Origin of the sequence: Streptomyces sp. PA03-6a, assembly GCF_033792765.1 — a bacterium.
Taxonomy (GTDB): Bacteria; Actinomycetota; Actinomycetes; order Streptomycetales; family Streptomycetaceae; genus Actinacidiphila.
The window spans coordinates 25,449-32,269 of the sequence record NZ_JARAVK010000098.1; the positions used below are offsets into that span (position 1 = coordinate 25,449).

Here is a 6,821-nt window from a genome sequence, read left to right on the forward strand (position 1 = left end):
GCGCTGTCAAGACGCGGCGGCAGCCAGCTGCTTGCGCCAACGGGTGAACGACCGGGGCCGGTTCATGCCCAGTACGGCGACCGGAACCCCGCCCCTGCGGTAGACCGCGAGGACGTCGCGTTCCTCCGCAATGCCCTCCTCGACCGTGACGGTGTCGGCCCCCGCGGCGCGGCCCGCGAACTGGATGCGCACGCCGTACTGGTCGGACCAGAAGTACGGCGGGCGGGGGGCCCGTTGCCCGCCCGCGCCGCCGGACAGCAGTGCGGCGACGGCGGTGGCCGGTCGCTCCAGGGCGCCCGTCCAGTGCTCCACCCGGTGGTGCGTACCGGCGGCCGGGTCGTACCAGGCGGCGCAGTCGCCGACGGCGACGACGCCCGGCAGGCCCGTCCGGCCGTCCGCGCCGCACAGGACACCGTCGCCGAGCTCGATCCCGGACCCGGCGAGCCAGTCCGTGCACGGGCGCGCCCCGATGCCGACGACCACGGTGTCCGCGGGCAGCCTGCGGCCGTCGGCCAGGACCACGGCCACCACCCGCCCGTCGCCGTCCGCCTCGGTCCCCCGCACCCCCGTGCCGCACAACAGCCGTACGCCGTGGTCGGCGTGGAGGCCCGACACGACGCCGCCCATCGTCTCGCCGAGCGGACCCGACAGCGGGGTGGGCGCCGCCTCGACGACCGTGACGTCCAGGCCGAGGGCGTACGCGGTCGAGGCGACCTCGGCCCCGATGAAGCCGCCGCCGATGACGACGAGCCGCCCGCCGCGCGCCAGATCGGCCCGCAGCGCGCGGGCGTCGTCCAGGGTGCGCAGGGTGTGCACACCGGACCGGCCCGCCGCGCCGGGCAGCGTACGGGCGGCGGCCCCGGTGGCGATGACGACCCCGTCGGCGGTGAGGGCGCGGCCGTCCGCGAGCCCGACGCCCCGCGTGCCCGGGTCGAGCGTCACGGCCCGGGCGCCCAGCAGCCATTCGGCCCCGAGGTCCTCGCCGTCCGCCTCCAGGACCAGGGCCGCCTCGTCGGCCCGTCCGGCGAGGAACTCCTTGGACAGCGGCGGCCGGTCGTACGGCCGGTGCGGTTCGTCGCCCACGACCACCAGCCGGCCGTCGTACCCCTGGGCGCGCAGTGCCCGCGCCGCCGACAGCCCCGCCAACGAGGCGCCGACCACGAGGACCGCTCTCATCCGGCTCCCCCGGCGAGCCGGCCGGCCCCGCACGAGGGCGGGCCGGGGGCGGCCGCCGACAGCCGTACGTGGATCACGCCGTCCTCGACCACGACCTCGTGCGTCCGCACGGGCCGCCGGGCCGGGGGCGCGTCCACCGCACCCGTGCGCAGGTCGAACTTCGAGGCGTGCAGCGGGCACTCGACCTCGCACCCCTCCAGCCAGCCGTCCGCGAGCGACGCGTCCTGGTGGGTGCAGGTGTCGTCGACGGCGTAGAGCTCGCCCTCCTCGGTGTGGAACACCGCGACGGGCGGGTCGGTCTCGAGCCGGAAAGCCTCGCCACGCGGGAGGTCCGCGAGCCGGCACACGGGAATCATCATGACACCTCGGTGCGTATGGCGGAACTGATTGCGGTTGACGCAACATCAGTGTGGGGGTGCCCCCCACCCCTGTCAAGGCATCGTCCGGACACCCGGACGGCGCATCTGACGGGGGTTCATCCGCAGCTCCGCGGGGGAGGCCGGCGGGCGGATCGTCGCGATTCGGTCACGGGGGTTGTCCGGGTTCAGGTGAATGGCATAATCCGTTCCTCTTCTGTGTGACAACGGCCGGAATACGGCCCGGAGGACGTGACCCGCGGCATGAACGTGACCGTCTCGGCCCAGCAGCCCCGCGTGCTGGTCGTGGAGGACGAGGCGAGCATCGCCTCGATGCTCGCGATGGCGCTCCAGTTCCTGGGCTTCGACGTGGTCACGGCCGGGACCGGCGAGGAGGCGGTGAGCACGGCCGCCGACCGCGCCGCCGACGTGATCCTGCTCGACGTGGGACTGCCCGACCTCGACGGCTTCGAGGTGTGCCGCAGGCTCCGCGCCGCCCGGGTCGACGCGCCCGTCCTCTTCCTCACGGCCCGGGACGCCGTGGAGGACAAGATCAGGGGCCTGGCCCTGGGCGGCGACGACTACGTCACCAAGCCCTTCGACATCAACGAGGTCGCGGCCCGCGTGAACGCCCTGCTGCGCCGGGGCCGGGCCCCCGAGCCCGCCGGGCGCCGGCTGCGCGCGGGCTGGGTCGAGCTCGACGCGGACACCCACGAGGTGTGGCGGCACGGCCGGCCGGTCCAGGTCTCGGCGACCGAGTTCGCGCTGCTCCGCTTCCTGCTGGAGAACCCGGACCGGGTGGTGTCCAAGGGGCAGATCCTCGACGCCGTGTGGAGCTGCGACTTCCAGGGCGAGTCCGGGATCGTGGAGACCTACATCTACTACCTCCGCCGGAAGCTCGGCGACACCGACCAGTCGCTCATCCGCACCGTGCGGGGGGCGGGCTACCTGGTGAGGGCGGCGCCGGCCGGCGATACGGCTTCGCGCTGACGGTGCCCGCGCGCGGCGCTATGTTGGCCTTCGGAGGAGAAGAGCCGACGAGAAGAGGGCACGATCCCGAACGAAGCCGCCGCCCAGGAGCCTGAAGCGCCGCTCGACCAGCCGGGAGCGGAGCGGCTGCGCCTGCTCCGCTCCTCGGGCGACGACCAGGGCGAGCGCGAGGCGCTGCGACTGGGACTGCAGCAGGCCGTGGCGGCGCTGAACGGCTTGGGCGGACTGGTCCACCTGCGCGGGCAGGAGGCCAGGGGCGGAGTGCCCCTGCGCCTGGCCGCCAGCAGCGGTCTGCCCAGGAACCTGACCCGTGCCTGGCTCTTCCTCCCCCCGCAGGACGCCACCGCGCCGGGCCGCGCGACGACCGGCGGCGAACCGGTGTGGCTGCCCACGACCGAGACGACCCCCGGCCCGCTGCCCGGCGGGTCCGGGCTCGCCGCCGTACCACTCCCCGGCCCCGAGGGCCCGCTCGGCGCGCTCTCGGTGGTGACCGCGGACGCCGTAGCGCCGGCTCCCGGCGCGTGGGAGCTGCTGCGGGGGATCGCCGCGTGGGTGTCGGAGCGGCTGGGCCGGACGGCGGCCGTCGGGTCGCGCGAACGCTGGCGCCTGGCGGAAGGAGGCTCGGGTTCCCGGCCCCGGGAGACCCCGTCCGACGTGGGCATCGGCACCTGGGAGTGGAACGTCCGCACCGGCGAGGCCTACCTCGACGAGACCGCGCGCTCCGTCTTCGGGATGTCCCCGCAGATGTACGACGGGCGCCTGGAGACCTGGGTGGAGCTGGTCCACCCCGAGGACCTGCCCTGGGTGATCGCCGACGCCGAGGAGGCCGCCCGGGCCCGCGGCGGCTTCGCCTGGGAGTACCGGGTCCGCCGGCCCGACGGGAGCTTCCGTTGGGTGCAGGCCCGCGGCCGCAGCGTGCTCGGTGCGGACGGCAAGGCCGTCCGGCTGGCCGGTGTGCTGTGGGACAGCACGGAGACCCGGATCGCGATGGACGCCGCCGGCCGGGCCCTGCGTCACATGAGCGACGGCTTCCTGGCGGTCGACGACGACGGCCGCATAGCCTTCGCCAACCCCCAGGCCGAGCGGCTGCTCGGGGCGCGGCGGCCCCTGGTCGGCGCGGTGCTGTGGGACCTGCCCGGTGTCCACGAATCGGAGCTCGAGGCCCACTGCCGCCGGGCGGCCGAGGGCGACGCGACCGTCAGCGCGGACATCGAGTGGGGCGGCGGCACGCGCCGCTACCACCTGCGCGTCATGCCCGTGCCCGACGGCCTGACCCTCTACCTCACCGACGTCACCGAGCACCGGCTGGCCGAGGAGGCGCGCGCCGACGCCGCCCGTACCGCCGCCGACCGCGCGGCGCACATCGGCCGGCTGACCACCGCGCTCGCCGAGGCCGTCACCGTCAAGGACGTCGTCGCCGCGGTCGCCGACCGCGTGCTGCCGCTGTTCGACGCCACCGGGCTGATCATCAAGACGCTGGAGGGCGACCTGCTGCGCGTGGTCGGCTTCGTCGGCTACCCCCCGGGCCTGATGGAGCGGCTCAGCCGGACCCGGCTCGCCGAGGGCAGCCCCAGCACCGACGCCATCCGCGAGCGCGTGCCCCGCTACATCACCTCCGCCAAGGACTTCCACGAGGCGTACCCGGCCCGGGTCCACCTCCAGGAGTGGTCCCAGAAGCACGCCTGGGCCTTCCTGCCGCTGATCGTCTCCGGGAAGGCCGTCGGCTCCTGCGTCGTCTCCTTCTCCGAGCCGCGCCCGTTCAGCGAGGAGGAGCGCACCCTGCTGACCGCGCTCAGCGGGCTGGTCGCCCAGGCCCTGGAGCGGGCCCGGCTGTACGACGCCGAGCACGGACGGGCCCAGGAGCTGCAGCGCGGCCTGCTGCCGCGCGTCCTGCCCGAACTGCCGGCGGTCAGCGCCGCGGCGCGCTACCTGCCCGCCGTCGAGGGGACGACGGTCGGCGGGGACTGGTACGACGTCATCCCGCTCTCCGCCGACCGGGTCGCGCTGGTCATCGGGGACGTGATGGGACACGGCATCTCCGAGGCCGTGACCATGGGGCGGCTGCGTACCGCGGTGCACACCCTCGCCGGTCTCGAACTGCCCCCCGACGAGCTGCTCGCGCACCTCAACGAGCTGGTCAGCGACCTCGGGGACGACTTCTACGCGACCTGCCTGTACGCCGTGTACGACCCCACGAACCGCACCTGCTCCTTCTCCCGGGCCGGGCACCCGCCGCCCGCGCTGGTGCTGCCCGACGGCACCGTCCACTTCGCCGGGCACTCGCCGGACCCACCTCTGGGCGCCGCCACACCGCCGTTCGCGACCGTGGAGCTGGAGATCCCCGAGGGCAGTCTGCTGGTGCTCTACAGCGACGGCCTCGTCGAATCCTCCCGCCGGGACATCGACACGGGCATGGCCGGGCTGGCGAAGGCCCTCACCGGCGCACCGGCCGCGGCACCCGTACGGCCGGCTGACGGTCGCCGGGGCGAGGTGGAGCGCCTGGGAAGGCTCTGCGACGAGGTCGCCGCCGCCCTCGACCCCCACCAGGAGCACGCCGGGGACGACGCGGCCCTCCTCATCGCCCGCACGCACGCCCTGTCGCCCGGCGACGTCGCCTCCTGGTCCCTGCCCGAGGACCCGCTCGCCGCGGGCCAGGCACGCGAGCACATCCGCCGCCGGCTGGACGCCTGGGGACTGGGCGAACTGGTCATGACGACCGAGCTGATCGCCAGCGAGCTGGTGGGCAACGTGGTCCGGCACGCCCGGGGCCCCATCGGCCTGCGGCTGATCCGCAGCCGCACCCTCGTCTGCGAGGTGTCGGACGGCAGTCTCAGCACCCCCCGGATCCGGCACGCCGGCGACACCGACGAGGGCGGCCGCGGGCTGCAGCTGGTGGCCGCGCTGTGCCAGCGCTGGGGCACCCGCTACGTCCCCGGCGGCAAGTGCATCTGGACCGAGCAGGCGATCCCCTGACCGTCGTGAGGGCGGGCGATCCCCAGCGCGGACTCTGATCCCGCTTTGATGTGACTCTGATACTCCGGTGCTTGGCTTGCGCGCATGACCACCCACGCACCGGTGTCCACGGGCCTGGATTCCTGTCTTGACCTGGGATTCACCGACTCCGGCGGAGGCGAGCCCTCGCTGCGGCGGGAGCTGTTCGCCGCCCTGATAGAAGTCGTCTCCGGCTCGGGAGAGTGGAGCGAGCAGACCGCCGCGCGGATCCGTGGCGAGGGGGTCGCCTGGGCCGCTCGGGGCGAACCGGTGAGCGCGCTGCGGGTCGCCGTCCAGGAGACGACGGAGTACATCCTGGTCTCCGGCGGGCACGCGGCGGCCGGGGCCGACGGCTCGCGCGGCGAGTTCGCCCGGCGCCTGACGGACGCGGGGCGCCGTGTGGCGCGGGAGCTGAACCGGGGCTACTTCGCCCAGTCCGGGCGGGAGGCCCCCGCCTCGGTCCCGGAGCCACCGCGGCCCGGGCCGGCCTACGCCCCGCCCGCCTACGCCGTGATGGCGCTGCGCGCACCCGGCCTCCCCCTCGGCGACGTCGAGGCCGTGGCCCGCGGCCACGGCGGCCCCGAGACGGCCGTGCTGCCCTCGGCGCGCGGGCTGTACGTGCTCACCCCCGCGCCGCGCCACGAGGAGTCGGTCGACCTGGCGGACCGCATCCACCGCGACCTCGCCGCGACGGCCCGGCTCGCGGTGCACTGGAAGCCCTACAACGAGGTGACGGCGGGTCAGCTGCTGGCGGACGACATCTGCGCGGTGGTGGACGCGCTGGGCTTCGGGCCCGGCGTCTACCAGCTGGACGACGTGCTGGTCGAGTACGCGGCAGCGCAGACGCCCGACATCGCCCAGCGGCTGGTCGGCATGGTGCAGCCGGTGCTGGACGACCATGTGCTGCGCGAGACGCTGAGCGCGGTGATCTCCGCCGACGGCGACCCGGACCTGGCGTGCGAGCTGCTCACGCTGCGCCGCAAGTTCTTCGACCGTAGGCTGCGCCGGGTCGAGGAGCTGACCGGCCGGCGCGTCGACGGCCCGCGCGACCTCCAGGTCCTCAGGACGGCCGTCGCGGTCGCCGCGATCATGCGCCAGTGAGCGCCGGCAACCGCATCCGGAACCACGCACCCGACTCCGAGGCCTCCACCCGCACCGACCCCGCGTGCGCCGCGGCGATCGCGGCCACGTGGCCCGGGCCCCTGTCCCTTAACCAATTTGACCCTGCCCACAGAAAAGCCCGGTGTAACATAGTGGGGCGCGCGAAACTAGAAAAAAAAAAAAAAAAAAACAAAGAAAAAAGAACAA

The 6,821-nt window shown here is 74.6% G+C and carries 6 protein-coding genes; 4 read left to right on the plus strand and 2 right to left on the minus strand.

Features of this window, described 5'->3' with window-relative positions:
* Positions 1 to 6: 6 nt before the first annotated feature.
* A complete protein-coding gene (locus tag PV350_RS23100) occupies positions 7 to 1,176 on the minus strand; it encodes an NAD(P)/FAD-dependent oxidoreductase (RefSeq protein ID WP_499515330.1) in 1,170 nt (389 codons plus the stop codon).
* Positions 1,173 to 1,535 (minus strand): bifunctional 3-phenylpropionate/cinnamic acid dioxygenase ferredoxin subunit, encoded by a 363-nt coding sequence (locus tag PV350_RS23105; protein WP_500335807.1) that lies wholly within the window; start codon positions 1,533 to 1,535, stop codon positions 1,173 to 1,175. Before PV350_RS23105 ends, PV350_RS23100 begins: the two co-directional genes overlap by 4 nt.
* A 261-nt stretch (positions 1,536 to 1,796) precedes the next feature.
* Here PV350_RS23105 and PV350_RS23110 point away from each other — a divergent pair, with 261 nt between their 5' ends.
* The 4 genes from PV350_RS23110 to PV350_RS23125 all read left to right on the plus strand — a co-directional run.
* Positions 1,797 to 2,522, plus strand: a complete 726-nt coding sequence (locus PV350_RS23110) for a response regulator transcription factor (protein WP_499515328.1) — start codon at positions 1,797 to 1,799, stop codon at positions 2,520 to 2,522.
* A gap of 198 nt (positions 2,523 to 2,720) precedes the next feature.
* Entirely contained in the window at positions 2,721 to 5,495 is a 2,775-nt protein-coding gene (locus PV350_RS23115) for a SpoIIE family protein phosphatase (RefSeq protein WP_500335809.1), read from the plus strand.
* An 84-nt stretch (positions 5,496 to 5,579) separates the two neighbouring features.
* Entirely contained in the window at positions 5,580 to 6,614 is a 1,035-nt protein-coding gene (locus tag PV350_RS23120; protein ID WP_499515326.1) for a helix-turn-helix domain-containing protein, read from the plus strand.
* On the plus strand, positions 6,611 to 6,821 hold a 211-nt coding region (locus PV350_RS23125; RefSeq protein ID WP_500335811.1), incomplete at its 3' end, for a hypothetical protein. The genes PV350_RS23120 and PV350_RS23125, both read left to right, overlap by 4 nt.